This window comes from Paenibacillus sp. FSL H7-0690 (assembly GCF_037980415.1).
In the GTDB taxonomy this organism is placed as follows: domain Bacteria; phylum Bacillota; class Bacilli; order Paenibacillales; family Paenibacillaceae; genus Paenibacillus_AQ; species Paenibacillus_AQ odorifer.
In genome coordinates this window covers 4,462,149-4,478,896 of sequence record NZ_CP150281.1, presented here as the reverse complement: position 1 = coordinate 4,478,896, position 16,748 = coordinate 4,462,149, and the positions used below count along the sequence as shown (strand labels likewise).

Genomic DNA, 16,748 nt, shown 5'->3' with positions numbered 1-16,748 from the left:
GTCTTTTTAACAGACAAATCAATACACTCGAATTCGCTTCACAAATAACGATAAAATCAATCCTATAGCTGCAATTGCTGCGATAAATAAGTAAGCATGTGTAATTCCAGCGGTTAATATTTCAGGCTGTGCAGCGGTTGGATGTGTGTTTGCGAATCGTGTTTGTCCGCTAGACATTAGCGTAACAGCGAACGTTGTACCAAGAGCACCTGCAATTTGCTGAAGTGTACTCATAACAGCAGCCCCATCCGGATAGTATTTCACGGGTAATTGATTTAACCCATTGGTTTGAGCGGGCATAATGACCATAGCTAATCCGATAAACATTCCGCAGTGTATTAAAATAAAGGTTAGGCTACTGGTTTCAGTAGAGTTTCTTGTAAATAGAAAACCAGCAATAGTTGCGATAAAAAATCCAAGCGGCAGCAATAATTTCGGACCGTATTTATCGAATACTCTACCCGTAACTGGAGCCATAGCCCCGTTAATAACACTGCCTGGAAGAAGTAGAGTACCAGCCATTGTGGCCGATAACAATAAACCTCCTTTTAAATATAAAGGTAATAAAATTGCAGAAGATAAAATGATCATCATCCCTAAAAAGAGCATTATAAGACCTATCGTAAACATAGGATATTTAAATACCCGTAAATTCAGCATTGGGGTTTCCAATTTAAATTGCCGTAATACAAACAAAATCAAGCTGATGAAACCAATAATAAGAGGCAGCAAAACAATGATTTCACTCAAAGAATGATCAGCAAAGTTACTAAAACCAAAGACGATTCCACCAAATCCAAGAGTAGAAAGCAAGATGGATAAAACATCTATTTTAGGTTTTGTGATGTTGGCTACATTTTTGATGAATGTTAATCCGAAACCTAATGTAAATAACAATAAAGGTAAGCTTATCCAAAAGATATACTCCCACCCAAAATGATCTACAATTAAACCAGATAGAGTAGGTCCAAGGGCCGGTGCACACATAATAACGAGTCCCATCATTCCCATGACAGTTCCGCGTTTATGTGCAGGGAAAATAATAAGAATAATATTGGTCATTAATGGAAGCAATAAGCCTGTCCCTAAGGCTTGCACTAATCGTGCAATTAATAATGAGGTGAAATTAGGCGAGAGGGCAGCAATTAATGTGCCGACGATAGATAATAGTAAAGAAGCTGTGAATAATTGTCTAGTGGTAAACCATTGCATTAATAGGGCGGATATTGGAACGAGGATTCCTAATACAAGTAAATATCCTGTGGTTAGCCACTGAACCGTTGAGGCGTTGATTGAAAATTCATCCATTAAATTTGTAAAAGCCATGTTTAAGGCGGTTTCACTGAATAGCCCGACGAATGCACCTAGCATAAGCGAGAAGGCCATAAGAGCGGGACGTTTAACTTGAACAGTTGATGTTGATTCCATGATAATGATGAACCTCTTTTCAGAATTTTGATTCGGATTATTTTTGCATGATAGATGATATATCAACTATAAGGGGGAGAGAAATGCTTTAAGCACTTCTTACATTATTCAGCACATGTGTTAGCAAAGTCTTTAACGTTGAGTAATCTGAAGCAGATAATCCTGACTCGATAATTTCGTTTAAATTGACCGTCACCTCATTTATAGTATTCTCTAATTTCCGTCCTTCTTCTGTTACATATACATTTACCGCTCGGCGATCTTGCGCACTTGTTACTTTGTGTATGTAACCTTTGCTCTCTAAGCTGGCGATCATTCGGGCAACACTGGCTTTGTCCTTACCAAGATTAGCAGCAATCTCGTTCTGAGATAGACCTTCTTTCTCAAGCATCAGAGCCATAAGTAGATGCTGTTCAGGTGCAAGTCGAAAAGGAGCAAGTAACTTTGTTAAATAATTTGCTATTTCCAAATGTAAATCGCGAATAACTAAACCTAGCGGGTCTTTGGAATCCATATGATCTCTCCTAATAGAAGAATAGATGATATATCAACGTTATTGATTTGTCTATATTAGCATAAAGTAACAGATGCTTGTCAAGGTAAAGAAAATGAATAGAGTCATAGGCTTAGATACAAGCGACAAAGTTATTTAATGCCCAATCACTTGATGCTACATAGTCATATGCTGTTGTGAAATTGAAATTTAAAAAAGTAATTAGGGAGGGATTAAAATGGGATATAATTGTGTTGGGGGCGTTCAAGAACAAAAAAAGGCTCCAGTTTGTATTAATCCTTGGACATCAACGGGTACAATTCTTGTGCTTTACATTCTTCTCGTCATTATCCTTAAAACTTGTTGGATCTAGAATATATGCAAATTGACGCCCCAAAGTTTTTTCTTCGGGGCGTTTCTTTGTTTTCTGTAGTTAACTAATAGACAACGTTAAGGATTCTAACGGGAATAATCGGGTTGTGTCATAGAAATAGGCTGGGGATTGGCAAGTACCCATTGCACCGCCAGCTCGCATAATCTGGCCGGTTGCTCATTGCCAGCGATGTTGTGGAACCGTTTGGCGAGTGATGTTGCTTCTTGAAGAAGGACGGGCTCTAAAGGCGTTCCCGTGTTAAAATGCCGTATCAGTGCATCCAGCATTTTACGGTAACCGGCATCCCAGTTTCCTCCGCCATTATTAAGGATTTCATGAGACACCCGCCCTGTGATGCGGATAACCTCACCCTGCACCGTTGTCGCGTGTCCTGAAGCAGGGACGAGAAAATCCCACAGCTCTTGGTGCTGTGCGGGCCATGCGGCTTCCGTTACCTCGATAGGAGAGATTCCATCATGTCTCTGCAGTTTCGCTATAGGCTCGACATCAAATTGCCGGTACAGCTCCAGGAGAGCATTTGCAGTTTCATCCAGTCGATCTTTATTGTAATTTGTTCTGACGAATTCAAAATCCTTGCCGATACGCCGCACGGATTCCTTCATCTCCGGCGTGATTACTGCTCCTGCATCCAGCATAATTCGCGAGATTTCTGCCATGTGAACTATATCGATATTCCGGCATTGTAATAATCCTTTGGCGAGAGGTGTGTTTTTTTGGTTATTTTCTGCATGGACATTTGCGCCGCGTACCACCAGATCACGCACTACATTTGTTTTGTAAGAAGCAGCTGCTGAGTGCAGCGGTGTCTCATTCTGGTAATCCAGAGCTTCCATATCTGCACCTAGTTCAAGGAGTAAGGGGACATTTCCGGACCAGGTTGCAGCCTGAGCATGAAGAGGGGTACGCTTATAGTTGTCGGCAGCGTTGATGTCAGCACCCTGCTCCACAAGCCAGGAAACCATCTCATCCGGTATTTGCCGGAAGCTGAGGGCGGTACCTTTGCTGTAACCCCCACGGGCATCCCATTCGCATAGCTCAAATACCTCTTTTAAGGCAGATATATCATTCGTTTTAACCAGCTCGGCAAAATTGGCGGGTAATGTTTTTTTCTTTTTGCCCATCTCATTTTTCCGCTCCTTTATTAATAGATAAATAGCAGATAACTTCTTGCAAGTTTATCATATAGTAGAATTGAACACTAATTCATGCAGGACGAAAAGGTTGAAGATATAAATGTAATTTTATTGGAAAATAGTGGGATATGGTTTATATGGCGATCCCGAAATCATAGACTATTAGAAAATGATAACATTAAGCTTGTGTCTTGGAAATATATTCGAGATTTACGAAGGACATCGAAATTACGCTAACACAAGGCAATCAGACAAAGTGATCGACTCTGCCTTTTTTGATTTTTTAAGTTCGTTCATTTCTAATTTTTCTGAATTCCTTAGGAGTTATGTTTAAGTGTTTTTTAAAAGACTGGATAAAGTGATTTGCGTTATTGAAACCAACTCGCTGTGCGATTTCAGTTATCGTGTAGTCAGTTGCTATTAACAAATCACAGCTTTTATTAATGCGATATTTAATTAAGTAGAAATACGGAGTCATATGGATACTTTTCTTAAAACCTCGAGTGCACTCCGATACACTTAGATGTGCTGTATCTGCTATTTCCTTCAATGTCAAATTATTAGAATAGTTTTTGTGAATAAAACTAAGCATTAATTGTAGTCTCTCTTGCTGGAGTCTGTTATATTTAGACGATTCCTCAGAGGATAGAGAAAAATTTGATATAAGGATTAACCATAACTGGACTGTTTTGATAGAAACTTCGTACTCCCATCCCCATTTTTTTTTCGATTCAAATTCTTTTTTCATATCCCAAAGAATTTGTAGGATTTGATTATGCCAGTCCTTATCTCCTTTGATTTCTAAACTTAACAAGAATGAATTGGTATACGGAAGTACATACTTTTTTTCCATTGCACTATCAGAATAAAAAGCAAGTAACTTCTCTGGGAAGTTAAAACTAACATATTCACCCTCTTGGTTAAGGTATGTAACAATATGAAGTACGCTCTTATTAATAAAGATGGCCTGACCTGCTTCTAAAGCATAATTGATTCCGTTGACTTGTATGGTTAGTTTCCCTTTGGTCACTAAAGTAATTTGTAGTTCTTGGTGCCAATGTAGATCGTTAACCCCTCTGCCATTAGGAATAGATTCATAATTGGTATGAGTGTACATGATGTATGGAAATGCATCATCAGGAAATTGAATGGATTCGTGCAATTGCTTTTTCAAAGTGCTTATTCTCCTTATTTGACGATATTTCTATATAAATTAAAGATATAGTTGCACAATATAGACCCTGACGGTGATATTATTATATCCAGCCTAGACTTATCATACAATTCTGTGCACAGGGATTGTCACACATTTTGGAGGAACTATGGTTAGTTCAAATAAACCGTCTATACTATTTCATCCGTTTATTCTGTTATTTATCAGTATTTTGTCCGTTTCTATCTCTTCAATCATGATTAAACTTTCAGATACACCTACTTCAGTGGCCGGGATGTATAGATTGTTTATTTCTGTAATCATCATGCTCTGTTTTACATCTGGGAAAATGGCTCGTTCTACTGAGATGAATAAAAAAGATTGGGCCATCGTTATTTTATCCGGCCTATTTCTAGGGTTACACTTTTTATTCTGGATGGAATCATTGGTCTATACTTCAGTTGCAAGCTCCATGGTGATCTTATCGTTACAGCCGCTATTTGTTATGATGGGGTCTTACTTTTTATTCAAAGAACATGTTAACCTGCTAACCGTTTTTTGCCTGATTGTTGCTCTTTTAGGTTCGATTGTTATTGCATGGGGAGACATATGGGTTTCGAAAGATGCACTAATCGGCGATGGTTTATCGTTAATTGGCACATTCTTTGCTTCAGTCTATCTGTTGGCCGGGCAAAAAGTAAGCGGCAAAATCAATGCAAATAAATACAGCATTTTCGTCTTTTTTATTGGTGGTACTGTTATGCTCGTGTACAATTTGATAAATAATGTCTCATTAATTAATTATGCTTCATCAGATTGGATTTATTTTTTGCTTCTTGCAATAATTCCAACTATTTTTGGTCAATACATCTTTAACCTTTTGTTAAAGTCGATTGGAGCAACTACTGTCTCGGTTGGGATTATTGGTGAGCCTGTTCTTGCCATTGTCCTTGCATATCTATTATTAGGGGAAACTATATCGTTATTCCAGTTTTTAGGTGGCATAATAACCTTATTCGGTATGGGAATGTATTTTTGGGCGAAATCTTTAAAGTACAACATTCAAAATAAGTAAATAAGTAGTCGGAAAATGTTTTAGCTAAATAGGGGGATGGCAAATGGTAACTATTGATGATTTTTTAAAACTTGATGTTCGTGTTGGAACAATTATTAATGCGGAGTTTTTTGCAAAAGCAAAAATACCTGCGATTAAACTCCAAATTGATTTTGGACCAGATATCGGAAGCAAAACATCAAGTGCACAGATTACTAAACGATATAAGGCCGAAGAGATTGTAGGGCAACAAATCATTGGGGTAGTTAACTTTCCTGCTCGAAATATTGCGGGTTTCCAATCAGAAGTATTAGTTCTTGGAGGAATACCGGATAAAGGGGATGTGGTTCTCTTGAAGCCAGATATTAAATTACCTAATGGGACACCTATTGGGTAATATAGGGTAATTGTAGTATACAAAAATTGATAGTAATCGGAGAGAAGACAATGGAAGAATTAACAAGCTTAGCATCTGAAAGTATTGAGGCAAGTAAAACGGTGCTAGTCGTGATCGACTTGCAGCAGGGAATTGTCCACAGTCCAAAGCAGGGGCCGCATACAAGTGCTCAGGTGGTTGAGAATGCCAGCAAATTAGCCCAATCCTTTACGGAGAAAGGAGGATTTGTTGTTTTGGTGAGGGTGTCATGGCTAGATGGGCAAGATATGCTTAAACCTAAAACTGATTTGAAAATGAATTCCGTGACCTATCCAGAAGGTTGGGACAACATCGTACCAGAATTAGCGAATATCAAAAATGCACATCTGATTACCAAACGGCAGTGGGGGGCATTTTTCGGTACTGATCTTGATTTGCAGTTACGACGCCGCGGAATAGACACGATCGTATTATGTGGTATTTCTACCTCGATTGGTGTGGATACTACTGCTAGAGAAGCTTATCAGCTTGGTTATCATCAAGTTTTTGTAGAAGATGCTATGACCGCGATGGCTAAAGAAGAACATGATTATGTATGCAAAACTATCTTCCCTCGCATAGGTAAGATCCGGTCGAGCGATGAAGTAATATCCATGTTGAAATAGTACAAAAAAACCTCATGCTCTCTCTGTGATCTCAGAGATTGTCATGAGGTTTTTTAATTGAAGTTATGTCTTACATAAAGATGAGGAGAAGTATCCCAGCTAAGAAGCAGTAATAAGAGAAATACTTCAAATTACCTTTAGCCATAATCCCCATAAACCAACGCATGGAGAAATAAGTGACGATAAGTGTAGTAATAAATGCAATCAAGTATGGAATGGCTAGCTGCGAGCGGTTAGGATCGTGGGCAATATCAGATGCGCCCATAACGAGTCCGCCCAAACTGACAGGAATATAAAGCATAAAAGAAAAGCGTAAAGCAGTTTCTTGCTTCATTCCCACAGCGATGGAAGAGATGACAGTTGCACCAGAACGGCTTATCCCAGGAATAAGGGCGACTGCTTGGGCAAGTCCGACTATAACTGCATCCTTCGCTTTTAAGTCACCATCTTGTTTACGTCCGCGAAGGTTACGGATCAACCATAAAGCTACCCCTGTAACAAGCAAGGCGATGGATACGGTATGAACCGACGAGAAGATATCCTCAATCTGATCCTTGAAGAGTAAGGCAACAATTACCGCAGGCAAGGTACCGATGATGATGTACAAAGAGAAGAGGAAATCCGACTTATATTCCTCTTTGCGGGTCAGAATAAATTGAACGAATCCAGTGATCAATCTTCCGATATCTTTGCGGAAAATAAAACAAATCGCAATTAGTGAAGCCGTATTTGTTAAGATTTCAAATGATAGCCCATTTTGTTTTAAGCCTAGCAATTTCTGTGCGATGATCAAATGGCCGCTCGAAGAGACGGGGATTGGCTCAGTTGCCCCTTGAACAAACCCTAGAAACAAGTATTTAAGCCACAGTATAATATCTTCCATTTTACCTCCCAGTATTTTTGTAATCTTTTCAATCATATCGTATTCAATAAAGAAATGACAATAGAACCATCGTGCCATATTCAATTGGACGAGTTATACTAATTCATAAGACTATTAAATGAGGTGGAACTATTTGTAGTACATTACTAAAAATTCAGCAGCATGATATTCCAAGAGCAGCCAGTGTTCTGGCCGAAGCATTTGCCAAAAATGATCCGTTATATCAGCATATCTTGCCTGATGAATCAACCCGATTACGCGTGTTGAATATTTTTTCTCATCGTTACATTGAGATGTTGTATCCATATTCGGATTTACTAACGACTTCTACTAACTTTGAAGCAGTGGCTTTAGTGTTCCATTCGGAGCGTCAGACAGGGACAGTGATTTCGAATGTCAGGTATATGAAACAGATAGTCCTTGCGATAATTAAGTCATTGCCGATTTGCCGAATCATTGGGGTGCGAGGATTTATACGTGGTTTATCTATTTTGTGTAGTATGAGTTCCTTGTGGTTATCAATGTTTGGGGATCAGAAGTATAAACATTTGGATATGCTTGCAGTGCAGGATCAATATCGAGGTCAAGGATATGTATCAAAAATCATGACACCGCTACTCGCGGAATGTCGTATGAGCAATACGTTATGTACATTAGAGACACAGACACCGAGCAATTTGCCCATTTATGAGCATTATCAGTTCCGGACGGTTAAGGTCATTCCTCTACCTAATAGCAGACTTGAGCAGTATTGTATGGCGTTTATGCCAGGAGTTGCCGAGTAGTTAATAAAAAAGGGCGGTCCCATTCAGCCATTTCATGGTTTTTGGGGCAGTCTTTTTTTGCGGAGTCTATAAGGGTTAATGAAGCTTCAACAGAAAAATCAGGGAATTTCTCCCTGTAATTCTGCGATCTTTTGTCATCCGGCTAATAATTAGGGAAAACCTCCCTATTATTTAGCTGATTTGGTGGAAAATGAAGAGATTTCCCTGATTTTTAGGGAGCAATTCCCTAATTCAGATCATTTAGAGCGAATATCGACTGTTTTCAGGGAGTTTTTCCCTAATTATGTTCTAGCGATACCTAACACTGTAAATAGTCTATGTGTTAAAGTGAAAATCCGTAGTATAACCTCTTTTTTGATAGGAAAGTGTAAACAATAGAATCTATTATTTTGTTTAACAAAAATAGCATAACCTTTGAAGGATTGTTATAATAGAAACATATATTCCCGTGCTTCAGAACCCTATACAGGATGTATAGGGGTTTTATTTCTTTTAGTGAGGGTGATGAATTGAGAGTAATTATAATTAATTTGTTGGAGAATAAGTACGGAACTGTGCGTACAGGGAGAAGAAAAATAAATCTTGACAGCATTGAACAAGAAGTCATTAGTTCTGCTTATAAAACACAGGAAGAATATCTATGGGCCGGAGGATTTCGTGTTTTGGCGGATAGTATAAACGAGCTTGTTGCTGAAGGTTTCTTAGAACCGGTGAAGTCCAGTCCGATGAGTTCTAAACAGCCTTATATGTATACATATTTTTGGTTAAATAAGAGTGTTTCAACTCAAGTGGGGTGGGATCCTTCAGCCGTGTTAAGCGTACAGAATCTACTGGATCTTCATTATTACTTGATTCGTCCTGAAACTCAGACACAAGAGGTTTGGGATCAGATTGTGCAGGTATCTAATTTTTTGCGTACGGCGAAGGATCGCGAAATCATTACAATAGAAGAAAGGTCACTGGAACTGTTTGGTAAGGAGAAGTGGCTTTCCGAAACTGAAGGTAAACAATTTCTTACTAGACTTAAACTTACGCTGGAAAGTTTAAAAAGTGTAAACGCAAGGGAGCCATTTATTTACTTCAGTTCATTAGTTCCCGTTCGGAATATTCTTATTGTGGAGAATAAGTCATTTTTCCATTCAGCCAAACGATTAATGCTTAGTGAAAAGAAGATCTGTGGTCTGTTTCCAGACATGCTAATTTACGGTGAAGGTTGGAAGATTGATAGTAGCCTACTCTTTCTTGAAGAATTGGATATTGACCCCCTTCAAACCACCTTGTTATATGTCGGGGATATGGATAAAGCAGGTTTGGACATATACGGTAAACTAAAGGTTAGTTATCCGGATTTAAACCTTGGACTGGCGCTCCCTATTTATGAGCAGATGATGAAACTGACTGAGGAACCGTATATGTATAATGTTCCCCAGAGTTGTAACCCAGATCATCTACACAATGTACTTCAAGAATTCTCTAATTATCCCGAACTAAAGTCATATATGGAACGATTGCTGGAAGAGGATCGGAGAGTTCCGCAGGAAATTTTAAATTATGAAGTGATGGCGAGGTTAGCAGAAAGATGAATTGGTCGGATTTTGGCGAACGAAACAAACGATTGAATCCCCTGTGGAATTTGGGGGCTGGCATGAACCTTGGCGAAATCCAACCTTACAAAGAAATGGTATCTTTAAGCGTTCTGCTGCAAGTCTATTATCTGGAGCTAGAATCGAATGAGAGAAGATCCAAAGAGGATATTATTGAGCTTACTTGGACTGCGCTGGAACGTTTTAATATCGCCAATCTTGGGACTACCGAATCCGTAGAGCGTCTCGTGGACGGTTTATTGTGGAGCGGGAATGGTGGGGATTTCGAATCCTTTTTCTATGATGATGTGACCCGGCAAATGTCCGTGCAGAAATATAAGTATTTCACAGTGGACGAGGATGCGACTCGCAGCAGTTGGGAAGAGAACGGCAGAACCATCTATCGTCTCTCTGAATATGCAATGGAGCTCATTTTTATGAGCCATGAGATTATTGATGAATTTCAGATCAGCATCAAACTGCTCGAGATTCAAATGCATATTAAGCATGGGCGCGTAACTCGGGCTCTTCAGGATGTTAATGAACTGATCTCCCGTGTCCGTAAGATGACTCAGCAACAGCAAGAATACCGCAATGCGTTACGCCGCAATCCGAAGCATATTTTTAGTGAATTCGGAGTGGCTCGGCATCAGCGACTCGAAGAGATTCATCATCAGTTCGAGGAGGAACGCAAACATTTTGACAGTATTCACCGTTCTCTGGCCCGGCTGGCCAATGATGAGAAAGACGTGATCGACTTCAATGAGATCCGTATTCTCTCTGAACGAGTCGAGCTTTCTAGGCGTGTACACGATGAGCTGGCTGAGGTAGTATTGAATATTTTTGAGATGGAGACCAATTTAAGGTTGAACTTCCCTGAATTATTCTGGGGAGCAGCCGGGTTTAACTTCCGTACACATGTATGGGAGGAATGGGTGAAAGAAGAGGGTCTGCCAAGCGGTGACAGTCTTGAACTGCTGCTCAGCGGATTATTCGCTCCGAATCAGGACTTCGTTTATCCGCTTCCTTGGGCTTGGGAGGAACAAGAGGTAGGGTTTATCCCCGACTTAGTGATGGATGATTTCGAAGATGAGGTGGACACAGAGCCTGTTCAATATATTCCTAAAGGTATTCCATGGGCAAGAGTAGTGGAGCTGTGGAAGCCGGTTTTTGCTGCCTTGGCTGAGCATGGAAGCTTTACCTTTACTGCAGACGCTTTTTCCGCCGAAGAACTAACAGGGTGGGCTAACACACCGGATGCTGTTGATCTGTGGGTGCAGTTTTTTCATACAGATATTTTAGTGCAGGAACAGGCACCAGAAGGTGGTAGCGGCGTTTCTGATGAATGCCAACAGCTAATCCAATATGTGCTTGCGGAAGATCTTCTGTTGGAGAGTTTACGCGGCAAAACGCTGCGGACGAGCATTGCTCCAGAACCAGCCTCAAGGGTACGGTGTCCTGGTCTGGATATGAGTCCATATATGATTACGATCGTGGAGAGGTGAGAAGTTACTAACATGAGTTATACATTAGAACAGGTACAGCAAGCTTCGCGGCTATTTTTTGAATTGCTCCGTAAAAAAGTAATTCCTCTCGATGACCCTGCAGCGGCTGAATGCCTTCAGGATGCAGGAACTTATGATGCACTTCAGTACGTTGCTAAAGAAGGGGGCTGTCGGGTGATGAATTCCGGGCACCGTCTCCATCTGCTAGTTAATCCGCTGGGATCAGTGTTTGCAACCAACTTCACCCAGTTGAAGAACAAATATTCACGTGTTGAGCGTAAAACACACTTACATATTATCAATATTATTATCCTGGTTTTTCTGGCCGAAATGGATCAGGATGAGACTCATTTTAAGTCGGGGCAGGACAGTATGTCCTATATTCAAATTGCTGATCAGGTGTCCTCGCTCTTTCAGGCGTGGATTCAGATGGATGAGGATGGGCGATTTAGCCAGCAGTGGCAGCTTGATATCCAAGCGATGTTTAAGGTATGGACCAGTCTCTATATGCAGACTAAAAGTCAGGAAGAAAGCGATCTTCTGACCAGAGGCGCAGGCTCACGAATTGGGCTGATTCATGAAGGCATGAAACTTCTGGAAGAGGAGAAGCTCGTATTCATCTCTGAGACAGAGAAGCGTATCTTTCCTCGGGAAGAGCTTTATGAGAGAATGCGTTATTTATATCATGATGTCGATCGATACCAGGAATTAAAGAGCCTCATTGGAAGAACTTTAGCTGAGAAAGACGGTGCTACCTATGCCGCGGATTGAACGCATACGAATTACAGGACTTAAATACGAGAAGATGCTCAAGAAATACGACGACATGATTCTGGACCTCTGTAACGAAGAGGGACCCGCTAATACGCTTATTACGCTCATGAATGGCGGTGGAAAGGGCGTACTGCTGCAATCCATTTTCCAGCTATTGATGCCCAAAACACCATGGGGCAAAGACAGTGAGAACCAGGTTGAGGCATTCTTTCATAATCATAAAAAACAACTTAAACCGTACACTTTTCACGTAGCTATCGAATGGCATCTCGACAACAATGAGCGCAATGAGTATATGACCACGGGAATCGCTATGACGGCACATAATTCGCTTGATCAGCAGGATATCAAAGTGGATTACTTGCTGTACGCACTTACAGATTACGGTGAAGCGGCTGAACTTACGCTATCAACGTTGCCGTTATTTGACGAGGTGACTGCTGAACCTACGAGTTTTGAAACGATCCAGCAATTTGTGCGCGATCGGCGGGGAGAGATTGTACCTTTTGGCAGCCATAGCTCGGATTTGAAAAGATATTATGACTACCTGGCTACCCGGGATATCCATATCGCCGAGTGGCGTAATATGCGGCGGATCAATGGTGAAGAGGGCGGTATCAAAGGTTATTTTAAAAAAAATGATGCCTTCACCAATCATAACTTGTTCGAAAAGCTGATTATTCCTGAAATCGGATCTAGTCTGAATGAAGGATTAAAGGAAGACGACAATACGCTGCAGCGGATGTTTATCGATACAGCAACAGTGGCTCAGCGCTTGCCGATGCTTGAACAGCGGGAGCAGGTCTATACAGAGTTTCTTAGTATGGCTGCACCACTTTATGAGCTGGTAAAACTAGGCGTGGAAGCAGAAAACGTAGTTCAAGAAACTGAATTACGTGGACGCCAAATCTATACGGTTATCTATGAAGAGCAGAGAAATGCAGAAGCTGAGCGAAGTAAGATTGCTGATGAACTGGCTGGACGTTATCAGGATGCGAAGCAATTGCGCTTTGAGACAGACAATCTTAAATACTTACGCAGTAAGGAAGAAACGGAACTGAAGCAAGAAGAGTTTAAGAAGCTCAGTGATGATCAGAGCCGTGCGCGTGGTCGGCTGGAGGATTCCAAAGCGCAAGAGAAGAAGCTTGAAGTAGCTTATTTTCTGGCTAAACGGTTGCTCCATACCCGGCAAATTGAGCAGTGGCAAAAAGAAATTCAAGCTATCGAAGGTTCTCTGGAGATGAAAGAACGGCAAGAGGTCATTCAGGCAGCCAAGGAACAGCTGCGGAAACAGTGGAATGTGGTATTTAATCTCTGGCAGCAAACGATCAGAGAGTTTGGGACAGCACAGCAAGACCTAACGGCGGAAGAGAGAAGATTGCGCAAGGAAAGGGAAAGTTTCTTGGTAGAGCTGGCCGGGCTGGATAATCAGATCAATGATTTGACCTTATCTATTCGGCAATACACGGAAGAACTCGGAGCATTCGCAGCCCAATATGGGCAGGATGCCGCCCATTCTCCGGCAGCTACCCTGCAGCGTACGATCTCAGCGGCCAAAACGATTCTTGAAGACATTGGAGACTTGGAAGAACAGCACAAGCAGGAAGAGATTCGGAAGCTGGCACTGCATAAGAGTCATGCTGAGCTGAGTGAGAAACGGCGTTCTTATGAGCGTGAAGCGGACGAGCTTGGGGTTCTGCTTGAGTCACAGACTCAGAAAGAATCCCAATTATGGTCACAGCTCGTTGTACTGCTGGAAATGTATGAAGAGCATAATCGTTTAGGAGCTACCGGCCTTTTTGAAGAACAAGATGTTATCCCGGCACGTTTTATCCGAAAAATAGATGAAGTAGAGCAACAGACTAAACGTTCCAGAAGGGATTACTATAATCAGCTCATGGATGTGGAACTTCAGAACCAATCCTACTGGCTACCCAATTCAGATATTCTGACGGTCAAAGATACACTCGATTCGTTAAAGATTCAATCAACACTAGGTAGTTCCTACTTAAATGACCGTCCGTATCTTGAACGTGAGGAAGAACTGGAGCAATATCCGTTACTTCCATATAGTTTGATTATGACCCGGCGCGAAGCTGATAAAATTCAGCCGGAACTGATGAAGGACACCTTGCTTAAATCAGCGGTGCCGATCTTTATCCGTGAAGAGATGGCAGCTCCGCATCAAGCATCCTTCATGCTTTTTGCGAATCAAGGGCCGCAAATGGTCTTGCAGCCGGATCGTTTCCAGGATTGGAAGAGCAGTATTCAGGGGAAGCTCAAAGAACAGGAGCAGATCCTTCAGGACTCTGAAGCTTATTTATCTAAGTTAAAATCGGTGCGTCAAGAATATGAACGTTTATTCCAAACTGAGAATACCATGACGCTTACAGCCAAGCATGATGCCCTTATTAAACTGCAGGCTGAACTTCAGCAGAGCATTAACAATCTGAGCAATGAGATGGATGAGAACGAAGGGACGCTTACCCGGATCGGACGGGAGCTCGCTGAGAACAAAGTTCTAAGTGTGGAGCATGAGCAGAGAGCGGGGGTTCTGCAAGCTTGGATTGAACGGACGAAGAAACAGGAACAAGATTATAAGGAAAAACAAAAAATAATCGAACGAAAGAATCTGGTGAGCAAAGAGTTAGCAGGTAAAGATCAGCAGCTTGAACACCTAAAGGTGCAAATAGAAAGCTTGAGTGGACAACGCAATAAATGGACGAGAGAAACCGAATATGCGATGTTCCCTAGACTGCAACGATGGTTTCCTGAGATTGTTTTCCCAACAGATCCCCAGCTTTCTGATGAAGGAGAAGTCATACCTGTAGATCCTGTAGAGCAGAATCTTCTATTGCAGCAGCTTAGTACCGTGGAAAGTCTACAGCAATCATTAACTGAAAATGAACTGGAAGTTCGGACAAGAGCTGCACAGATTAAAGCAGCAAGCGAGAATCTGGCTGAGCTTGAATCCAGCCTGAATCAAGTGGATGTGAATTGGCGGAAGGCGACCGAACCTACGGAAACGTCCGAGACCATTATGGCTGCAAGAAATCGCCAAAAGACGGATACTACTTCGTTGGAGGAAGACTATCAGATTGTTCACGACGGTTATATCCGCTGCCAGACTGAATTGGAGAACTTGCAGAAAGAGTTGCGCAAAGTAGAGAAGGGGATCAAAGAGAAACATGAACGTGCCGTGGAGCTTTGGAATGAGGCGCTAGGGGATAAGGAGACAGAAATTCAGGAGCGCTGCCAAGCGAATGAGCTTATGCTTAATCAGTGTAAAAGATCCTTGGACCGAATCGATGTCCTCCTTCAGACTTTATCCAATCAAATCAAAATAATGAACGCGCATATTGAGGATCGCGTCAACCTACGGAGTGTGCCAGAAGAAATAACGCTGAGGGTTAGAGAAAGCTGCGAGCCTCTAGTAGCCGACTGGCTTCTCCGCATTAAGGATAGCCGGATTAGACAGGATGAGATCTCCAAAAAGGTGAAGGAAGAGAAAAATTCCTTAACCGAAAAACTTGCGAAAAATGAACGGAATTCCGAACTGGAGACCAAGATTCTAGATCGATTGAATACGGTCCATTGGGATAATTTCGCCATTGCACTGCAAGTCCTAGATTCCATGCTACGCAGTTCGCGCGATCAGATCGAGAGCATTCAAAGCGATAAGGAAGGCATGGATCTCTCCCGCAAGATGTGGGTTGGCCGGGCATCTCTACGAGTGGTTCAAATCATTGATATTATGAAGCGAATGGAACGCCGGATGATTATTCATAACGAGAATAATTATGCCTTCCCGCTGGTACGTCTGAACTACAAGAATATCAATGTGCCAAGAACAAGCGATGAGGTAGAGCCGATGGTGAGTGACTACTTCAATCAATGCATCAATGAATTGCTCAAAAAGTATCCCAAGATAGAACAAGTGCCGGCGCTGGTAATCAAAGAGGTTATTAATGACGGACGAATTGTCTATGCGGCGCTGCAGAACCGCTTTCCGATACTTCAAGTGTATAAACCGGTAACGGAGAATTATTTCCTCTACGCCGCACCGGAAGATTATCATTATTCGGACTGGGAGATTATTAATCGCGGCGCACTGGATGAAGCAGTCGGCAGTGGTGGGCAACGTCAATCTGTACAGCTGCTGGTCGCAATGATGATCATGACGCATAAACGGGTGAATCGTGAGAATAAAGGCTGGACGGTCTTTTTATATGACAATCCTTTCGGAGAAATGGTCTCCAATAACGTGCTTGACCCCGTCTTCGAAATTTCCAAGGCGCTCAAATTCCAATGGCTGATTGTTACGCCGCCGGAGCTGGTGAAGAATGATGTCAGCGTGCGTTTTGGCGTGTATTGGCAGCTTTATTTTGGAGGCGTCAAAGGGGACATGCTAGAATCGACCCTGATCAAGGGAGGAAGAAAGCTTATTCCTGTCTCGTTGTTCTGAGTATGGAATGAAACTTAAAGAAGCTCCAGTATGCATCACGCTGCTGGGGCTTCTTTT

At 41.7% G+C, this 16,748-nt stretch carries 14 protein-coding genes; 9 read left to right on the top strand and 5 right to left on the bottom strand.

From position 1 onward, the window contains the following. Positions 1-18: 18 nt before the first annotated feature. A complete protein-coding gene (locus MHI32_RS19735) occupies positions 19-1,434 on the bottom strand; it encodes an MDR family MFS transporter (RefSeq protein WP_340012754.1) in 1,416 nt (471 codons plus the stop codon). Positions 1,435-1,516: 82 nt separating this feature from the next. After that, entirely contained in the window at positions 1,517-1,942 is a 426-nt protein-coding gene (locus MHI32_RS19730; protein ID WP_340010618.1) for a MarR family transcriptional regulator, read from the bottom strand. A gap of 271 nt (positions 1,943-2,213) precedes the next feature. On the opposite strand from MHI32_RS19730, the gene MHI32_RS19725 reads away from it, so the two are divergent. Next, positions 2,214-2,294, top strand: a complete 81-nt coding sequence (locus tag MHI32_RS19725; RefSeq protein ID WP_232061537.1) for a YjcZ family sporulation protein — start codon at positions 2,214-2,216, stop codon at positions 2,292-2,294. 86 nt (positions 2,295-2,380) lie between these two features. Here the strand turns inward: MHI32_RS19725 and MHI32_RS19720 are convergent, their stop codons facing one another. Both MHI32_RS19720 and MHI32_RS19715 read right to left on the bottom strand, forming a co-directional pair. Beyond that, on the bottom strand, positions 2,381-3,436 hold the full coding sequence (locus MHI32_RS19720; protein ID WP_340010617.1) for an ankyrin repeat domain-containing protein: 1,056 nt from the start codon (positions 3,434-3,436) through the stop codon (positions 2,381-2,383). Between the two features lie 295 nt (positions 3,437-3,731). Continuing rightward, positions 3,732-4,622 carry an AraC family transcriptional regulator gene (locus MHI32_RS19715; RefSeq protein WP_076306935.1) on the bottom strand — a complete coding sequence of 297 codons (891 nt, stop codon included), beginning with the start codon at positions 4,620-4,622 and terminating at the stop codon, positions 3,732-3,734. Positions 4,623-4,770: 148 nt separating this feature from the next. On the opposite strand from MHI32_RS19715, the gene MHI32_RS19710 reads away from it, so the two are divergent. From MHI32_RS19710 to MHI32_RS19700, 3 genes are read left to right on the top strand one after another with little or no spacing between them, the layout of a single operon-like run. Further along, positions 4,771-5,676 (top strand): DMT family transporter, encoded by a 906-nt coding sequence (locus MHI32_RS19710; RefSeq protein WP_076182997.1) that lies wholly within the window; start codon positions 4,771-4,773, stop codon positions 5,674-5,676. 43 nt (positions 5,677-5,719) lie between these two features. Continuing rightward, positions 5,720-6,052, top strand: a complete 333-nt coding sequence (gene csaA, locus MHI32_RS19705; protein ID WP_076182994.1) for a chaperone CsaA — start codon at positions 5,720-5,722, stop codon at positions 6,050-6,052. 50 nt (positions 6,053-6,102) lie between these two features. Next, the gene (locus tag MHI32_RS19700; RefSeq protein ID WP_076182991.1) at positions 6,103-6,696 is read left to right on the top strand and encodes a hydrolase; all 594 of its coding nucleotides are present in this window, start codon (positions 6,103-6,105) and stop codon (positions 6,694-6,696) included. Positions 6,697-6,766: 70 nt separating this feature from the next. On the opposite strand, the gene MHI32_RS19695 is transcribed toward MHI32_RS19700, so the two are convergent. After that, positions 6,767-7,579, bottom strand: coding sequence for an undecaprenyl-diphosphate phosphatase (locus MHI32_RS19695; protein ID WP_036688882.1), 813 nt, complete (start codon positions 7,577-7,579; stop codon positions 6,767-6,769). Between the two features lie 404 nt (positions 7,580-7,983). Here MHI32_RS19695 and MHI32_RS19690 point away from each other — a divergent pair, with 404 nt between their 5' ends. From MHI32_RS19690 to MHI32_RS19670, 5 genes are all read left to right on the top strand, one after another. After that, on the top strand, positions 7,984-8,364 hold the full coding sequence (locus MHI32_RS19690) for a GNAT family N-acetyltransferase (protein ID WP_340010616.1): 381 nt from the start codon (positions 7,984-7,986) through the stop codon (positions 8,362-8,364). A 509-nt stretch (positions 8,365-8,873) separates the two neighbouring features. Beyond that, positions 8,874-9,947 (top strand): Wadjet anti-phage system protein JetD domain-containing protein, encoded by a 1,074-nt coding sequence (locus tag MHI32_RS19685; protein WP_340010615.1) that lies wholly within the window; start codon positions 8,874-8,876, stop codon positions 9,945-9,947. Beyond that, on the top strand, positions 9,944-11,452 hold the full coding sequence (locus tag MHI32_RS19680) for a hypothetical protein (protein WP_340010614.1): 1,509 nt from the start codon (positions 9,944-9,946) through the stop codon (positions 11,450-11,452). Before MHI32_RS19685 ends, MHI32_RS19680 begins: the two co-directional genes overlap by 4 nt. A gap of 12 nt (positions 11,453-11,464) precedes the next feature. After that, complete coding sequence (locus tag MHI32_RS19675; RefSeq protein WP_076182984.1) at positions 11,465-12,223, top strand: DUF6063 family protein; 759 nt, start codon at positions 11,465-11,467, stop codon at positions 12,221-12,223. Continuing rightward, positions 12,210-16,691: a hypothetical protein gene (locus MHI32_RS19670; protein ID WP_340010612.1), complete on the top strand. Its 4,482-nt coding sequence runs from the start codon at positions 12,210-12,212 to the stop codon at positions 16,689-16,691. The genes MHI32_RS19675 and MHI32_RS19670 overlap by 14 nt, the downstream gene beginning before the upstream one ends. The last annotated feature ends 57 nt before the right edge of the window (positions 16,692-16,748 follow it).

Bases quoted from the DNA above. Each gene is read 5' to 3' on its own strand.
- MHI32_RS19675 (WP_076182984.1), top strand. From the start codon at position 11,465: ATGAGTTATACATTAGAACAGGTACAGCAAGCTTCGCGGCTATTTTTT.
- MHI32_RS19690 (WP_340010616.1), top strand. From the start codon at position 7,984: ATGAAACAGATAGTCCTTGCGATAATTAAGTCATTGCCGATTTGCCGA.
- MHI32_RS19680 (WP_340010614.1), top strand. From the start codon at position 9,944: ATGAATTGGTCGGATTTTGGCGAACGAAACAAACGATTGAATCCCCTG.
- MHI32_RS19700 (WP_076182991.1), top strand. From the start codon at position 6,103: ATGGAAGAATTAACAAGCTTAGCATCTGAAAGTATTGAGGCAAGTAAA.
- MHI32_RS19720 (WP_340010617.1), bottom strand. From the start codon at position 3,436: ATGGGCAAAAAGAAAAAAACATTACCCGCCAATTTTGCCGAGCTGGTT.
- csaA (WP_076182994.1), top strand. From the start codon at position 5,720: ATGGTAACTATTGATGATTTTTTAAAACTTGATGTTCGTGTTGGAACA.
- MHI32_RS19670 (WP_340010612.1), top strand. From the start codon at position 12,210: ATGCCGCGGATTGAACGCATACGAATTACAGGACTTAAATACGAGAAG.
- MHI32_RS19710 (WP_076182997.1), top strand. From the start codon at position 4,771: ATGGTTAGTTCAAATAAACCGTCTATACTATTTCATCCGTTTATTCTG.
- MHI32_RS19695 (WP_036688882.1), bottom strand. From the start codon at position 7,579: ATGGAAGATATTATACTGTGGCTTAAATACTTGTTTCTAGGGTTTGTT.
- MHI32_RS19730 (WP_340010618.1), bottom strand. From the start codon at position 1,942: ATGGATTCCAAAGACCCGCTAGGTTTAGTTATTCGCGATTTACATTTG.